Origin of the sequence: Schaalia turicensis (genome assembly GCF_019380255.1) — a bacterium.
GTDB classification, from domain to species: Bacteria; Actinomycetota; Actinomycetes; order Actinomycetales; family Actinomycetaceae; genus Pauljensenia; species Pauljensenia turicensis_A.
On the sequence record NZ_CP048928.1, the window covers coordinates 105,077 to 120,824 of the forward strand.

Annotated in this window: 11 protein-coding genes and 1 pseudogene; 4 read left to right on the plus strand and 8 right to left on the minus strand. The window is 58.6% G+C overall.

Translation table 11 applies throughout. The annotated features are described in order from the left end of the window. Nucleotides 1-64: 64 nt before the first annotated feature. Both betT and G5S47_RS00450 read right to left on the minus strand, forming a co-directional pair. Entirely contained in the window at nt 65-2,248 is a 2,184-nt protein-coding gene (gene betT / locus G5S47_RS00445; RefSeq protein ID WP_040318356.1) for a choline BCCT transporter BetT, read from the minus strand. A gap of 232 nt (nt 2,249-2,480) precedes the next feature. Beyond that, nucleotides 2,481-3,596, minus strand: coding sequence for a carbohydrate kinase family protein (locus tag G5S47_RS00450; RefSeq protein WP_219585590.1), 1,116 nt, complete (start codon nt 3,594-3,596; stop codon nt 2,481-2,483). A gap of 262 nt (nt 3,597-3,858) precedes the next feature. Between G5S47_RS00450 and G5S47_RS00455 the strand changes: the two genes are divergently transcribed. From G5S47_RS00455 to G5S47_RS00470, 4 genes are all read left to right on the plus strand, one after another. Next, nucleotides 3,859-5,490 carry a peptide ABC transporter substrate-binding protein gene (locus G5S47_RS00455; protein ID WP_103632818.1) on the plus strand — a complete coding sequence of 544 codons (1,632 nt, stop codon included), beginning with the start codon at nt 3,859-3,861 and terminating at the stop codon, nt 5,488-5,490. A gap of 345 nt (nt 5,491-5,835) precedes the next feature. Then, nucleotides 5,836-6,762 (plus strand): ABC transporter permease, encoded by a 927-nt coding sequence (locus G5S47_RS00460; RefSeq protein ID WP_006680682.1) that lies wholly within the window; start codon nt 5,836-5,838, stop codon nt 6,760-6,762. After that, entirely contained in the window at nt 6,755-7,723 is a 969-nt protein-coding gene (locus tag G5S47_RS00465; protein ID WP_006680683.1) for an ABC transporter permease, read from the plus strand. Before G5S47_RS00460 ends, G5S47_RS00465 begins: the two co-directional genes overlap by 8 nt. Then, a complete protein-coding gene (locus tag G5S47_RS00470; RefSeq protein WP_219810956.1) occupies nt 7,720-9,663 on the plus strand; it encodes a dipeptide ABC transporter ATP-binding protein in 1,944 nt (647 codons plus the stop codon). The genes G5S47_RS00465 and G5S47_RS00470 overlap by 4 nt, the downstream gene beginning before the upstream one ends. Nucleotides 9,664-9,780: 117 nt before the next feature. Here the strand turns inward: G5S47_RS00470 and G5S47_RS00475 are convergent, their stop codons facing one another. The 6 genes and pseudogenes from G5S47_RS00475 to G5S47_RS00500 all read right to left on the minus strand — a co-directional run bounded on the left by G5S47_RS00475 (nt 9,781) and on the right by G5S47_RS00500 (nt 15,709). Continuing rightward, nucleotides 9,781-10,545 carry an HNH endonuclease family protein gene (locus tag G5S47_RS00475; protein ID WP_103632995.1) on the minus strand — a complete coding sequence of 255 codons (765 nt, stop codon included), beginning with the start codon at nt 10,543-10,545 and terminating at the stop codon, nt 9,781-9,783. A 315-nt stretch (nt 10,546-10,860) separates the two neighbouring features. Further along, nucleotides 10,861-11,736 (minus strand): ABC transporter substrate-binding protein, encoded by an 876-nt coding sequence (locus tag G5S47_RS00480; RefSeq protein ID WP_219585849.1) that lies wholly within the window; start codon nt 11,734-11,736, stop codon nt 10,861-10,863. A gap of 171 nt (nt 11,737-11,907) precedes the next feature. Next, nucleotides 11,908-12,534: pseudogene (locus G5S47_RS00485) on the minus strand (ABC transporter permease); the annotation flags it as partial. After that, nucleotides 12,507-13,199, minus strand: a complete 693-nt coding sequence (locus tag G5S47_RS00490; protein ID WP_219585591.1) for an ABC transporter permease — start codon at nt 13,197-13,199, stop codon at nt 12,507-12,509. The gene G5S47_RS00490 and the pseudogene G5S47_RS00485, both read right to left, overlap by 28 nt. Further along, nucleotides 13,196-14,017, minus strand: coding sequence for an ABC transporter ATP-binding protein (locus tag G5S47_RS00495; protein WP_006680688.1), 822 nt, complete (start codon nt 14,015-14,017; stop codon nt 13,196-13,198). Before G5S47_RS00495 ends, G5S47_RS00490 begins: the two co-directional genes overlap by 4 nt. A 294-nt stretch (nt 14,018-14,311) precedes the next feature. Continuing rightward, the gene (locus tag G5S47_RS00500) at nt 14,312-15,709 is read right to left on the minus strand and encodes a uracil-xanthine permease family protein (protein ID WP_179370110.1); all 1,398 of its coding nucleotides are present in this window, start codon (nt 15,707-15,709) and stop codon (nt 14,312-14,314) included. Nucleotides 15,710-15,748 lie beyond the last annotated feature (39 nt).

The window sequence follows — 15,748 nt, forward strand, 5'->3', positions numbered from 1 at the left end:
CCTCCACTGAAAAGTGGTGGAGCCTCAATATGTCGAGGGGGCCTCGTACCTCGCAACAATCCGATTACTCGATGGTGGACGTGGCACCCAGATATTCGACCCAACGCTCGAAATGGTCGAGCACGTCGTGAGCCACCTGATCTGCCGTCCAGTCCATGATGTCGTAGCCTTGACCGCCACCGTGCGGGCGAACTTCAAGACGGACAGTCGTGTCATCCTCATCCGAGAGTGTGACACCAAACGTAGGAACCGGCATGACAACCATGCGCACCACGTATCTAAAGGACTCAGCGTCGATCGTTGCTCCCGAAATCGGGACATCAAGCAGGCGCGCAATCAGCTGTTCCATGACCTCAGGCGTCGCACTCACAACAAGAGAAGCTCGACCGAGGAAGCGACGATCGTCGTCGGGATCGTGAGCTTCGGGGCCTTCGATCACGATTTCAGAAACAAGCCCTTCTTCCTGCAGGCGCGTGCCAACCGCTTCAAGGGCAGGCACAACACGGTTGTCGAGTGCTCGCTTGGCGCGCGTCGGGCTGACGGCATCGAACGTGCGACTCAAGCGGTCCTGCCATGACAGTCGGACGCGACCGGCTGCCGTGCCACTCATCGAAATCAGGCCGGATGTGATGGTGCGGGTGCGCGCAGTTGCCTTCGAGGCCTCCGAACGCAACGCCTTCCAGAGGGCGGCTGCGATCAGGATAAGAACGAAGGAGAATGGCAAAGCCATGACGATCGTTGCTTGCTGAAGGATTGAAATACCACCCGCCAAAAGCATGGTGATCGTCAGAGCGCCGGTCAACGTCGCCCAGAAGACTCGAAGCCAGGCGACGCCATCCTGACGGTCAGGCAGGTTCCGCATCGACAGGTTCGCCATGACCAGTGCGCCGGAGTCGGAGCTGGTCACATAGAAAAGAACGCCGACGAACAGAGCAATCGCAATCAGGATTTTGCCAAGCGGGAGCGCGTCCAACAGGGCGTAGAGACCACCTTCGGGGGTGGCGTACGCGATCTTCGTGAACGCTACGTTACCCGAACGAATCAGGTCGATGGCGCTGTTGCCGAAGATGGACACCCACACCAGAACGTAGGTGAAGGGCAGGGTCAGCGTGCCGATAACGAACTGACGGATCGTGCGACCGCGCGAAATGCGGGCCAAGAACATGCCAACGAATGCGGCCCACGTAATCCACCATGCCCAGAAGAACAGGGTCCACGCGTTCATCCACTCATCGGGGCGCTGGTAGGGGAATGTCTCCAAAGTGAGGACGGGGAACTGCGTGACAAAGTCACCCACGTTCGCGACCAGCGCATCCAGAAGGAGCGTCGTGTTTCCGGTGATCAACACCCAGAGGGCAAGGAACATCGCCAGGAAGACATTGATCGACGAGAGCATTCGAACTCCCTTGTCGACTCCGCTGACAGCGGAGACTGTCGCCATGATGACAGAAAGGGAAACGAGGCCGATCTGCGCAACAAGGCCCTGCGGGATCCCGAAGATGATCGTCAGGCCAACGTTCAGCTGGACAACACCAATACCAAGGCTGGCTGCGATGCCGAACACGCCACCAACAAGGGCGAACATATCGATGATGTCACCGAAAATACCGTCGACCTTATCTCCTAGAAGCGGGCGGAGAGTGGATCGAACGGTCAGACGATCGTGCTTGCGGTACGCGAAGTAGCCAAGGGCAATGCCAACAAGACCATAGAGAGCCCAGCCGGAAATGCCGTAGTGGAACAGTGTCCACGTCACGGCCTGTCGAGCAGCTTCAATCGTTTCACCTTCGCCTGTTGGGGGAGCAATGTACTGTCCAACCGGTTCGGCGATCGCGTAGAACATGATTGACGTGCCGATACCCGCGGCGAACAGCATCGCTGCCCACGAGAACGTTGAAAAGTCTGGCGTCGAGTTATCCGGACCCAACTTGATGTTGCCGAAACGGGTGAGGGCAAGAACGATGACAAAAACGATCGCCGCAGTGATCAAGAGAATGTAGAACCAGCCGAACCACTCACTGGTCCACGTCACCGTCGCGTCAAAAAGAGACTGCACCGTGTCGGGGGCAAAAATCGACGCCAAAGAAACAGCAAGAATGGCCACGGCCGAAATGCCGAATACCGTGACATTCAGCGAAGGTTCCACTCCCTGAACGTCTCCGGTCAGATCCGAGGTTTCAAGCGGCACAATTGGCGCTGCGTCACATGAGGATGATTCTGTTTTCGCTGATATGTCAGGCGAACTCATAGAGTGCTTTCGGTCGACGATGGGACACACGCGCCCGTGAAATGCACGTAAAAAGGCGCGCGCTTTTGTTCAGCGTTTCAACGATTCCCTATACCTGCAACTTTTTTGGCTGAAATCCCTCATTTATATGCGCAGTTCTCCCGCTAGATCATGGGCGTCGGAACCTGTTCATGTTAAATAACCCACACTTTTAGTTGCGATGGGGTGATACGGGGCAAACCTTGGCCATTCATCATTCCTGAGCGAGAATATCCGCGATTCCCTTTGCCAACTCGAAACCAGAATCGTCACGAAGATCCGTGTCAGGTTCTGCGGGGTCAGGTCGCTGAGTGGTTTCTTCTTCAAGCGTGACGTCGTCAAAGTCCATGAATGCAAGATTGTATCCGTCTGGCACATCGCAGGACTCGGTCCACTTCTTCAAACCATCCAACGTCGGTGCATCCGCGAAGGACCCCATTGTTTCCGTTGATCGAGCAGATGCAAGTAGAGCCATCGACACGGCCGCCTCGGGGGGAAGTCCCTGCATTCGCGCCCACACAAGAGCCGCGGAGAACGCGTGTCCCGCCGACGTCGTATCAATCGTCTTCGCCGGGGCTGCTGGAAGCGAGAACTCTTCGCCTTCAATAATGGCTGTTGCGCCCTGTGCTCCCTGCGTCACGATGACACCCGGAACATGCCATGCCAATTGGCGAGCGGCCTGACGCGCATTTTCTTTATGCGTGTAATTCATTGCTTCGCGCTCGTTCAGCGTGAAGACATCAACGTTATCCAAAGCGTCAAGGTCGGAGCTCTTCCACTGACCAGTTGAATCCCAACGGCACTCCGAGAGAACCCACGTTGGAGGAATCGGTGCTGCGGGCGGAGCTTCAAGCATGGTGATGGGGGGAACCGGATTCGAGCGCCACTTTTCCACGGTCTCACTGTTAGCTCCAAGTACATGGAGCTCTGCCACAAGCGCGTGAGGAGCTTGGCGAAGGGTCGAAAGCGATGGAACCGTCAGATCTCCAGATGTGGTGAGTGCGCGATCCCCGTCAAAACCAAGAGAAACCGTGATCGCCTGATGAGGCACACGAAGCGCATGGCTCAAATCAACCCGGCTTGTTGTGAGCATCGAACGAACAATGGCCCCGGCCTCGTCGATACCGATTGAGCACAAGAACTGAGTGTTCAGACCAAGGCGAGCAAGCGCAACGGCGCGATTCGCTGAGCCACCGGGGGAGAAGGAAGATGCCGGCGCGATCTGTTCTTCACCAAGGCGAGGTTCGTGCTCCAAAGGGCCCATGACCAGCGCTAAAACAAGAGGACCGGCAACGCAGACGCGTGGCGCAGTATTTAAAGGTGACGTCATAATGAGTGGTCCTTGCATGCGTGTAGAGACGATGGTCAATGCTGATGTAATCCTAGTCCGAAGCGGTATTTTCGGCCCTGAATAGAGCCTTAAGTAATGTCTATATAGATAAGTCTTTACCAAAACGTGACTATTTGTGACCAAATAGCAATGTCCACTTTATGGTCTGGGAAAGACTTTCACGGCGTGGCGGGTTAGGCTCGCAACCGTAACCCGCGACTGGACGTTACGGGTCTAACCCATCAATTTGGAGGAGTCTTTCATGAACCTCAAGAGGACATGGCTGGCAGTTCCGGCCGTTTTTGCCCTCGGTCTCGCAGCCTGCTCTGGCGGTGGCGACGCTAATTCAAGCGCTTCCGGCTCAAATGCTTCCGGCGTAGCTGCGGGCTCGTCGACCGGCATCATTTCGACCAACGGCTCCGAGCCGCAGAACCCGCTGATCCCGGCAAACACCAACGAAACCGGTGGCGGCAAGATCCTCGATGCCATCTTCGCAGGCCTCGTTTACTACGATGCATCCGGCGCAACCCATATGGACATGGCCGAATCCATCGAGCCGAACGAAGATTCGACCGTGTGGACCGTCAAGCTGAAGGAAGGACAGAAGTTCTCCGACGGCTCCGAGGTCAAAGCGCACAACTTCGTTGATGCATGGAAGAAGGGCGCATCCGAAGCGATGCTCTCCTCCTACTTCTACGAGCCGATCGCTGGCTCCGATGATGAAGGCGCCGGCGATCTGACCGGCCTCGAAGTCGTTGACGACTACACCTTCACCATCACCCTTAAGGCCCCGGCAGCTGACTTCTCGCAGCGCCTCGGCTACACCGCATACTTCCCGCTTCCGGACTCGACCCTGGAAGACATGGAAACCGGTGGCGAGCAGCCCATTGGTAACGGCCCCTACATGGTCGCCGAAGGCGGCTGGGAGCACAACGCTCAGATCCACCTGATCCCGAATCCTGAGTACAAGGGTGACAACGTTGCCAAGAACGGTGGCGTGGACGTTATCTTCTACTCCTCGCTCGACGCCGCATACCAGGATCTGCTCTCCGGCAACCTTGACGTCCTCGACGCACTTCCGGACTCGGCATTCGCCACCTACGAAGCAGACCTCTCCGGTCGCGCCGTGAATCAGCCGGCAGCAATCTTCCAGTCCTTCGCAATTCCGTTCGCCCTGGAACACTTCTCCGGTGAAGAAGGCAACCTGCGTCGCCAGGCAATCTCCTACGCGATCGACCGCGACACCATCACCGACACCATCTTCTCGGGTACCCGTACCCCGACCAAGGACTTCACCTCCCCGGTCGTCGATGGCTACAACGACTCGGTCCCCGGCTCTGAGGTCCTGACCTACAACGCTGACAAGGCCAAGGAACTCTGGGCAAAGGCAGACGCCATTTCCCCGTGGTCCGGCACCTTCTCGATCGCTTACAACTCTGATGGTGGCCACCAGGCATGGGTTGACGCAGTCACCAACTCCATCAAGAACACGCTCGGAATCGACGCCGTTGGCGCCCCGTACCCGGACTTCAAGTCCCTGCGTACTGAGGTCACCAACCACACCATCACCTCCGCCTTCCGTACCGGCTGGCAGGCTGACTACCCGGGCAAGTACAACTTCCTCGCCCCGCTCTACGGCACCGGCGCCGGCTCGAACGACACCGAGTACTCCTCGGCCGACTTCGACGCCCTCCTGAAGAAGGCCTCCTCCGCGACCTCCACCGAGGAATCCAACAAGATCCTCGACCAGGCGCAGGAGATCCTCTTCAAGGACCTCCCGGTCATCCCGCTGTGGTACGCCAACGTCGTGGGCGGCTGGTCCGAGAACGTCGACAAGGTCGTGTTCAACTGGAAGTCCGTGCCGATCTACAACGAGATCACCAAGGCTGAGTGAGTCTGGCCAGGCGCTAGTCATCACTGACTACGCCTAGAGGACGTGCCAATGGTGGCGGGTGGGAGCTTTCCTACCTGCCACCATTGCGTTTGCAAGGCCTCGTCACCGCGCTCTCTTACCGTGAGTTTGGGCGGGGCCTGGTGAATCATTGATAATAATTCTGTTCTTTTTCTTACTGTCCATTTAGTGGGTGACGAGTTAATCAAACTCCCGTTTGCCGAGTTTTTACCCTATGATGGCGTAAGTGCGTCTTTGTCACAGGTGGGCTGTGCCCGCTTGCTTGCTAGTTTTCATAAGCAAGGCGGCGAAGACTCTAGTTCCTAACCACATCTCAAAGGACTGTCCATGTTGCGTTACATCGGACGTCGACTCCTTCAGACCATCCCGGTTTTCTTCGGAGCCACGTTCCTGATCTTCGCGATGGTGTACCTCATGCCTGGTGACCCCGTCGCAGCCCTTGGCGGCGACCGAGGGCTTTCTGAAGCTGCGTACGCTGAAATTGCTGCGAAGTACAACCTCGATAAGCCGTTCTGGATGCAGTACCTGCTTTACCTCAAGGGCGTGTTCACGCTTGATTTTGGTACGACATTCTCCGGACAGCCGGTAACCGCAGTGATGGCGCGTGCCTTCCCGATTACGGTGAAGCTTGCACTGTACGCCATGGCGATTGAAGCAATCCTCGGTATTCTTGCCGGCGTCGTTGCCGGTGTTCGCCGCGGTGGCATCTTCGACTCCACCATTCTTGTCTTCTCGCTTCTGCTGATTTCCGTCCCGACCTTCGTCCTCGGCTTCGTCCTGCAGTTCGTCCTCGGTGTGAAACTAGGAGTATTTCCGACTACAGTCGGCGCGCACGTCAGCCTTCAGTCGTTGACCATGCCGGCAATCGTGCTTGGTGGCGTCTCGCTGGCATACGTGATTCGCCTGACTCGCCAGTCTGTTTCTGAGAACGTGTCTGCTGACTACGTCCGCACCGCTCGCGCGAAGGGCCTGAAGGGTGGCACGGTTATGACCCGCCACATCCTGCGCAACTCGCTGATCCCGGTTGCAACGTTCCTTGGTGGCGACCTTGGCGCCCTCATGGGGGGCGCGATCATCACGGAAGGCATCTTCAATATCTCCGGTGTGGGTGGCACGCTCTGGCAGGCCATCGTCAAGGGCGAACCCGCCACCGTCGTTTCCGTGACTACCGTTCTGGTGCTCGTGTACATCTTCGCCAACCTTGTTGTTGACTTGCTGTACGCCGTGCTCGACCCGAGGATCCGCTATGAGTGATTACATTCCCTCCGCAAACATCGAACGCACCCGAACCGGTCAACGCCACTTCGTTTCCGATATCGACGAAACCGGTCTTGGTGCAGTTGACGCCGTTGCCGACGATCGCGCGCCTTCATCGCTCTGGGGCGAGGCATGGAAGTCCCTACGCAAGCGCCCGCTCTTCTGGGTGGCTCTGACCATCATCGTGATCGCGATCGCGATCGCAGCATTCCCGAACGTGTTCACCAGCCAGGACCCGCGTTTCTGCGAGCTTTCGAACTCGCTGAAGGGTCCGTCGGACGGCCACCCCTTCGGTTTCAACCGTCAGGGTTGTGACATCTACGCTCGCATCGTCTTCGGTGCCCGCGCATCCGTTTCCGTTGGTGTTCTGACGACCATCTTCGTCGTCATCATCGGTGGCGTGATCGGCGCGATTGCCGGCTACTTCGGTGGCTGGTTCGATGCTCTGCTCTCGCGTATTACCGATATCTTTTTCGCAATCCCGTTGCTCCTGGCAGCAATCGTCTTCATGCAGATGTTCAAGGAAAACCGAAACATCTGGATGGTTATCTTGGTTCTGTCCCTCTTCGGCTGGACTCAGATCGCGCGTATTACTCGTGGTGCCGTGATGTCGGCGAAGAACGAAGAGTTTGTCACCGCTGCCCGCGCCACCGGCGCATCAAAGGCTCGCATTCTCATGAGCCACATCATCCCGAACTCGATGGCTCCGATCATTGTGTACGCGACGGTTGCTCTGGGTACGTTCATCGTTTCCGAAGCGTCCCTGTCCTTCATGGGTATCGGTCTTCCGTCAACGGTCGTTTCGTGGGGCGCCGATATTTCGGCCGCACAGGCGTCGTTGCGTACGAACCCGATGGTTCTTTTCTACCCGGCTTTGGCTCTCGCGATGACCGTCCTCAGCTTCATCATGATGGGTGATGCGGTCCGTGACGCCCTCGACCCGAAGGCACGCAAGTGAGCGAAGAGAATATGACTACTCCGAACGAGGACGCCATCGAAGAGGCCATCAACACGATGGTGCTCGGCGAAGGCAAGGCTGATGCTTCTCAGACCGTTAGCGAATCGGCTGCTCCCGAAGAGGTTCACCCTGAGGACGCCAACCCGCTTCTGAAGATCACTGACCTTGAGGTCACCTTCACCACGTCGACCGGTATCGTTCCGGCTGTCCGTGGCGCAAACCTGACCATCTACCCCGGCCAGACGGTCGCTATCGTGGGCGAGTCCGGTTCCGGTAAGTCGACGACTGCTGCTGCGGTTATCGGCCTGCTCCCGGGCACCGGTAAGGTCACCGGCGGTTCCATCGAATTCGACGGTGAAGAGATCACGAACCTCACCACGAAGGAATGGGTTCGTTTGCGAGGCTCCGGTATCGGTCTGGTTCCCCAGGACCCGATGTCGAACCTGAACCCTGTTCTGCGCGTTGGTACGCAAGTCAAGGAAGCTCTTGTCGCCAATAACGTTGTTCCGAAGTCCCAGACTGGTGAGCGCGTGGCTCAGCTTCTTGAAGAGGCCGGCTTGCCCGACGCAGAGCGTCGTGCTAAGCAGTACCCGCACGAGTTCTCCGGCGGTATGCGTCAGCGCGTGCTGATCGCTATCGGAATGGCGGCTCGCCCGAAGTTGCTGATCGCTGACGAACCGACGTCCGCTCTGGACGTGACCGTTCAGCGTCGCATCCTCGATCACCTTGGTTCACTGACCCGCGAACTGGGCACCGCCGTTCTGTTCATTACGCACGACCTTGGCCTTGCTGCTGAGCGCGCCGAACAGCTGGTGGTTATGCACCGTGGTCGCATCGTTGAATCCGGCCCCGCGTTGGAGATCCTGCAACACCCGCAGCACCCGTACACGAAGCGTCTTGTTTCGGCTGCTCCGTCGCTGGCGTCGGCTCGTATTGAGTCCGCTCACGCTCACGGTATTTCTGTGACGGAGGAAGAGCTGACGGGCGCAGGTAAGGGCGCAACGTCGACCGAGGAAATCGTTCGCGTTGAGCACCTGACCCGTGAGTTCGATATCCGTGGATCGAAGGGTGAGGCTAAGAAGCTGATCGCCGTTGATGACGTGACCTTCGGTTTGCGTCGCGGTACGACCCTGGCGGTTGTGGGCGAGTCCGGTTCCGGTAAGTCGACCGCAGCGAACATGGTGTTGCACCTGCTGTCGCCGACGTCCGGCAAGGTTTTCTTCGACGGCAAGGACACGTCCGAGATGAGCGACAAGGAGCTCTTTGCTCTACGTCGTCGCCTGCAGGCAGTATTCCAGAACCCGTACGGTTCGCTGGATCCGATGTTCTCGATCTTCCGTATCATCGAAGAACCGCTCCGCGTCCACGGCTACGGCACGATGGCGTACGCCGAGCAGGAGTTTGCTCGTGCGATGGCGACCGGTCGTGAGCCTGAAAAGTGGATCTCGGCTCTGATGGAAGCAAAGAACGCTGGACGTTCTTTGACTGCCGCGGAGAAGAAGGAATTCAATCCGAAGCATCTGCGTATCGAGCGCGTGTCTGAGCTTCTGGACATGGTTGCTCTGCCACGTTCCGCGATGCGCCGTTACCCGAACGAGCTGTCCGGTGGTCAGCGTCAGCGTGTGGCCGTGGCTCGCGCGCTTGCCCTGAACCCCGAGGTCATCGTTCTTGACGAGGCAGTTTCGGCTCTGGACGTTCTGGTTCAGAACCAGATCCTGTACTTGCTGAATGATCTTCAGGCTCAGCTAGGTCTGTCCTACCTGTTCATCACCCACGACTTGGCGGTTGTTCGTCAGATCGCTGACGACGTGGTCGTTATGGAAAAGGGCAAGCTGGTGGAGCAGAATTCGACGGACGCGCTGTTCAATAATCCGGTGCAGGATTACACGCGCGAGCTGATCGAGGCCGTTCCTGGACGTCAGATTCAGTTGAACCTCTGAGGTTCGCCGATCGTGCGCCTGGGTGCGCATGAACCCAGTGAATAGTTGACGAGGCCGGGCGGAGCGACAAGGGTCGCTCCGCCCGCCTTGTTATATCGACGACCCTGATCGCGGTAGCTATGAGGCCTTACAGCCTGCTAGAACGCTTGCCATCTTTGATTGCTCAGCAGAGGTAATGGTGAGCCCCCACGTGTATTTCACGTTGATCTGCTTCGTGACGTAGGCACACCGGAAGTCAGCGTTTGGGGGTAGCCACTTGTCGGCGGATGCTGCACCCTTGTCTTTATTCGTTTGACCGTCGACGGCTAACAAATTGTTCTGGTCATTCCCGAAGCGTTGACGCTGGGTGTCGTCCCACTGCCACGCGCCCGACCTCCATGCGTTTCCTAACGCGACAACGTGGTCAATCTGTACGAGAGCGGATGTCTCTTGTCCGCGCTGGAAGTTGATCGTGGAACCTGTATACGGGTCGTCCAAGGTTCCCGTCAGGACAATGCAGTCACGTGTCTTCGGCTTATACGTCACGTTCGTGAGATCGCGCGCGAGCACGTCGTTCCGAGTATCGCACCCGTTATGGTCCTCGTCCGCCCAGGCGTGCCCGAACTGGTCGCGATCGTAGTCGGGTGCGTCATCATGATCGAGAACGGTGAGTGCTTTCAGTTGCCTCGCAGCTTCGCTGGGAGGCAGATCGTCGACGGAAACTGAGTGGGGGACGAGGAAGCCAACATCGTTCCACAGGCGGCCGAGCATAAAACGGAACGAGGGAAAAACACAATACGACCCGATACAGATGATGATCAACGCGACCGCGATGTCACCGATGCGGAGGGCTCTTCCATGAACCCTGCCACGACCGCGTGACGAAGTACGTCGTTTTCCCACGTGCTGCGCTCCTTTCTGCGGGCTGATCTCAGTCGCATTGGCGAGGCGAGGTGCAAGTCCAGCAAGCATCGTCGGCGACTAAAGAAGAGTATGTGGTCCTTACTAGTGTGACGCACGCTGAGGACAAAGGGAGGTTATCCACAAGCAGGCGTCTACGGTGAAGACGACTTGAAGATTTCTTCGAGCCGGCAATTCCGGTGTCATCCATAAGGAGGTACGTGCAACCGTTGATCGCGCACGATCATGCGTTAATAAGTGTGATCCCTACCATGTAGAAACCAAATTGCACAACGCGCTCAAGGCCGAAATTTTGCTTTAAATCAGCCCTTTGCGCTCCAACCATGAGCGAGCAATGGTAGCCGCCGGCGCGCCATCTTCGGTCGATTGACGGTTCATCTCCACCAGATCCGCGCTCTCAAGGGTCGCGGACACGCGATTGATCACGGCAGTCGCGGCCTCGTCGATTCGCGGGGAGACGATCGGCACCACGTGGGAGGCCAGGAATAACCCCTTCGGGTCCTCCAAGACTGTCAGATCTGAACCCGCCAGCGACGGGTCAGCCGAATAGATGTCGACCAGTTGCACGTCGCCGTCACGCAGAGCCTTCAGCGTGAGCGCGCCACCCGAGTCCTCGATCGGCGTGAACGTCGCGGTCACGCCGTACATGGACTTCAGTCCAGCCGGACCGTAGGGGCGCGTTGCCAACTCCGAATTGCCGCCGATCTTTACCGATCCCACGGATGCGAGGTCGCCGATCATCGTCAGCGAGTGTTCGTTCGCGAACTCGGTCGTCACCACGTACGAATCCTGGTCGGCAGCAGGCGCAGCGTTCAGCACGCGCAGTCCGTCCGGCAGAGTGGCGCTCAGAGCCTCGTACACCTCGTCTGCGCTGGTCTGCGTCGCGTCGGCATCCAAGTACTGCAACAGTGAACCCGTGTATTCGGGGAACACGTCGATCGCGCCCGCCTGGATTTCTGGCATGTAGACCTCACGCTGGCCGATGCGCAGTTCACGAGTGACCGCGAATCCGGCCTCCTCGAGGGCGATGGCGTAGGTTTCGGCGATGATTTCGTTCGAGTAATAGTCCTGCGATCCGACGATGATCGTCTCGCGCCCGTTCGATTGTGAGCTCGGGTCGAAGGTTGCTGCGGTCGCACACGCGCTGGTCGTCAGAGCAGTGGCGCCGAGCATTGCGGTGACAGCTTTGCGCTTGCGTTTTACCGCCGAGCGAGTCGCGGCGCGCGCATTGCTTTCGTTCTTCGTTGTGCGTCGTCCAAAGAATCGACGAGGCCGCTCAGCGTTCCCAGCGCCTTCGCCATTCAGGCGCGGGTTGCGTGATGCTCGCACCCACAGGGCGTCCAGAATCAATGCGAGGGCGACAACCAGGATCGCGCCACCAATCATCTGCCCGTAATCGCGGGTTTTCAGACCTGTGTAGAGGAAACGACCCAGCCCAGCGTCCGCGGTGTACGCCGCGAGCGTTGCAGTGGCGACAACCTGCAGGGTCGTCGAGCGCAAGCCACCAATAATCAAGGGAAGCGCGGCGGGCAGTTCAACTTCGCGTACGACTTGCATTTCGGTCAGGCCGATAGCTCGAGCAGCATCCACCGTTGTCGGAGAGGCTGACCCGATACCGGAATACGTTGCTGACAGCATCGGAGGAACCGCCAAAATCAGAAGCGCTAAGAATGGTGCTGACAAGCCAATACCCAGCCACAAGCCGATCAAAGTCAGAACACCCAGCGTCGGGATCGCTCGCGCCACCCCGAACGTCGCGCTCATTAGCGTGACAAAACGGCCGGTGTGCCCGATGTAAATACCAATTGGCAGCGCAATCAGGCCGGCAATGGTGACAACGCCGACAGTCACGCCAAGATGTTGAACAATACGAATGAGGATCCCCGTGGACCCCGTCCAATGGCCACCAGCAAACAGCCATGTCAATGCATCCATGAGCAAGCTCATGCGGCCACCTCCGCCTTCAAACATGGGTTAGAAACAGGGGAGCGATGAGGCGCGGATCCCGGCCTCGTCCATGGGGTGAGCAGGGCGCCCACGGCGATGGTCAGCGCATCCAAAACAAGCGCGACCAGAACGGTTGCAACCAAGCCGGCGAATACCTCGGACACCAGACCTCGCTGGAATCCGTCGGTGAACAGCGTGCCCAGCGAGCGAATCCCGATGAACGCACCTACGGTCACCAGCGACACCGTCGACACAACGACCACGCGTACGCCCGCGATGATGACGGGCAAGGCTAGTGGGAGTTCGACTCCGATGAACTTACGCCATGAGCTCATGCCAGCGGCGTCCGCAGACTCGAGAACCGAAGCTGGCAGAGAGGTAAACGCATTCGCGACCTGACGGATCAGCACCGCGATCCCGTAGAGCGCAAGAACGATGATGATGTTCAGCTCGCTCCGGAGCGCAATTCCTACGATCACGGGGATCACAACAAGCATTGGCAGTGAGGGAATCGCATACAGCAACGACAGTGCGGTCAATAGTGGGCTACCCCAGCGCTTCGAACGCGTCGAAGCCCAACCGACCGGGATTGAAATGATGACCGCGGCCAGAATTGCTGGTATCGCGATGCGTAGGTGCGCGACAGTAAGCTCCCAGAGTAGTAAGTAGTTTTGCGACAGCCAACTCATCGGAGTTCGCCTTCCGGCAACAGGCCGAGCGGACGGCCATCCGGGTCAGAAACGAGTGTGCCTGCGGGCGTGGACTTCATACTCAGACGGCGTTGGCCGGACGACCCGACGAAGGACGCGACAAAGTCGTTCGCGGGGTTCGTCACGAGGTTCTCGGACGTGCCCACCTGCGCTAGGACGCCACCGGTCTGCAGAACAGCGATCTGGTCGCCGAGCATGAACGCCTCATCTAAGTCGTGCGTAACGAACAGGATGGTCGTGCCCACGCGGTCACGCAGGTCGCGGAGCTCCCGTTGCAGGTCGGCGCGAACCAGCGGGTCCAGTGCGCCGAAAGGTTCGTCCATCAGCAGAATGTCCGCTTCGTTTGCGAGCGCGCGAGCAACACCCACCCGCTGACGCTGGCCACCTGACAGCTGCGCCGGATAGCGTTTCGCGAGGCCTCGATCCAAACCAACCAGGTCCATCAGCTCTAGCGCGCGTTTCGCCGATTCTCTACGCGAGGCACCCTCAAGACGCGGAACCGTCGCAATGTTGTCAACAATGCTGCGATGTGGGAAAAGTCCAGCATCCTGGAGCACGTATCCGATCGAGCGACGCAACTTCACCGGGTCCACATCCGCAACATCCTGCCCGCGCACAACCACGCGCCCAGATGTGGGGGAGAGCATCCGATTCACCATCCGCATCAGCGTCGTCTTGCCCGACCCAGACGTGCCCAGCAGGACCGTCGTCGTATGAGGCTCAACGTGCAGAGAAACGTCATCCAACGCCGTCGTCCCGTTCGGGAACACGTGCGAGATGTGGTCGAAAGTAATCACCGAGATGTCTCCTTTCGACGAAGACATGGAAGAGGAGGTGCGCAGGACATTACTGACCCTGGACACCATTCAAGGGTCTACCGGTATGAACGCCAAGGCTTCCCAAGATATTCAACCAATGTCAGCGAGTTTTAGTGACCTTGCGCATCTTCACTGTGGGAATTGCATGAAAATAGCCGGTGAGTGCCCCGCAGGGGGCAGTCACCGGCTATTCGCTCTGTAACTGGCCTCGTCAATTGGTGCTTACTGGATGTGCACCGAGGCTGTAGTCGGACTGAGCCGACTTCGCGTCAATCACGCTTCAGTTGAAGGTGCCTTCCGACGCTTCGCGTAGGGTTCGGACTCGAGTTCCGTGCCAGCGGGAACCGATGCGGGCGAAACCTGTTCGAGGTTCGTACCACGGGCCTTCGAGATCCAGCGCATGACGTGGTAGATGACAATCGCTGCAACGGAGCCGAGCGCAATACCGGAGAAGGTCATCTTGCCAGCAATCAGCGTGTAGTCGGCGATGGCGACAACCATGGCGACCGCAGCGGTGTTCAGGTTAACCGGATCGGAGAAATCAACGCGGTTCTGAACCCAGATACGAACACCGAGCATGCCGATCATGCCGTAGAGGATCGTTGCCGCTCCACCGAGGACACCGGCTGGGATCGTTGCGATGATCTGGCCGAACTTCGGCAGCATCGACAGGGCGAGAGCGGTGAAAGCTGCGACCACGTAAGCGGCGGTCGAGTAGACGCGGGTTGCGGCCATAACGCCAATGTTCTCGGCGTAAGTCGTCGTACCGGAGCCACCACCGAAGCCTGCGATCATCGTGGACAGGCCGTCGGCGAAGAGTGCGCGACCGGTGACATCATCCAGGTTCTCGCCGGTCATTGCGGACACGGACTTCACGTGACCGATGTTCTCAGCCATGAGGACCAGGACAACCGGGACGAACAGGCCTATCAGCGACAGGTCGAAGGCCGGGGCGCGGAACGCCGGGGCGCCAACCCAGTCGGCGTTTGCGATGGCGGAGAAGTCGACCTCGCCACGGATGCAGGCGGTTGCGTAGCCAATCAGAACACCGATGAGGATCGCGAGGCGACCGATGATGCCCTTGAATAGGACCGTGATCAGCAGGATCGAAACGATCGTGACGGTTGCGGTCAGCGGGGCGGTCTTCACGTTGTTCCATGCGCTAGGCGCAAGGTTGAAGCCGATCAGGGAGACGATTGCGCCGGTCACCACCGGGGGCATCAGCTTGTCGATCCAAGCAGCACCCGCGAAATGAACGATCAGGCCGATGATGAAGAGCGAGCCACCGGCCATGATGATGCCACCCTGTGCCAGGGAAGCAAGATGGTCGTCGATGGTCTGGCCACCGCCGGCAACGTAGCCGGTCACCGCGCCGATCGGTGCGATCAGCGCGAAGGACGAGCCGAGGTATGAGGGAAGGCGTCCGGCTGTGATGAGCAGGAACAGCAGGGTTCCGAAGCCGGTGAAGAAGAGAGTTGTTGACGGGTCGAAGCCGGTCAGCAGTGGAACGAGGAAGGTTGCGCCGAACATTGCAACAACATGCTGAATGCCGATGCCGATTGTTCGAGGCCACGTGAGTCGCTCGCTGGGGGAGACAACCTCGCCGGGGGCAATGGAAGTGCCGTCACCGTGCAGGGTCCAGCGGAAGAAGCCACGGGAATTATCGCTCATGGAAGAGCTCTCCGATCTGATCAGTTGATGGGCAGGGCC

Excerpts from the sequence above, each read along its gene's own strand:
- G5S47_RS00460 (WP_006680682.1), top strand. The coding sequence starts at position 5,836 with ATGTTGCGTTACATCGGACGTCGACTCCTTCAGACCATCCCGGTTTTC.
- G5S47_RS00500 (WP_179370110.1), bottom strand. The coding sequence starts at position 15,709 with ATGAGCGATAATTCCCGTGGCTTCTTCCGCTGGACCCTGCACGGTGAC.
- G5S47_RS00455 (WP_103632818.1), top strand. The coding sequence starts at position 3,859 with ATGAACCTCAAGAGGACATGGCTGGCAGTTCCGGCCGTTTTTGCCCTC.
- betT (WP_040318356.1), bottom strand. The coding sequence starts at position 2,248 with ATGAGTTCGCCTGACATATCAGCGAAAACAGAATCATCCTCATGTGAC.
- G5S47_RS00450 (WP_219585590.1), bottom strand. The coding sequence starts at position 3,596 with ATGACGTCACCTTTAAATACTGCGCCACGCGTCTGCGTTGCCGGTCCT.
- G5S47_RS00465 (WP_006680683.1), top strand. The coding sequence starts at position 6,755 with ATGAGTGATTACATTCCCTCCGCAAACATCGAACGCACCCGAACCGGT.
- G5S47_RS00490 (WP_219585591.1), bottom strand. The coding sequence starts at position 13,199 with ATGAGTTGGCTGTCGCAAAACTACTTACTACTCTGGGAGCTTACTGTC.
- G5S47_RS00480 (WP_219585849.1), bottom strand. The coding sequence starts at position 11,736 with ATGCTCGGCGCCACTGCTCTGACGACCAGCGCGTGTGCGACCGCAGCA.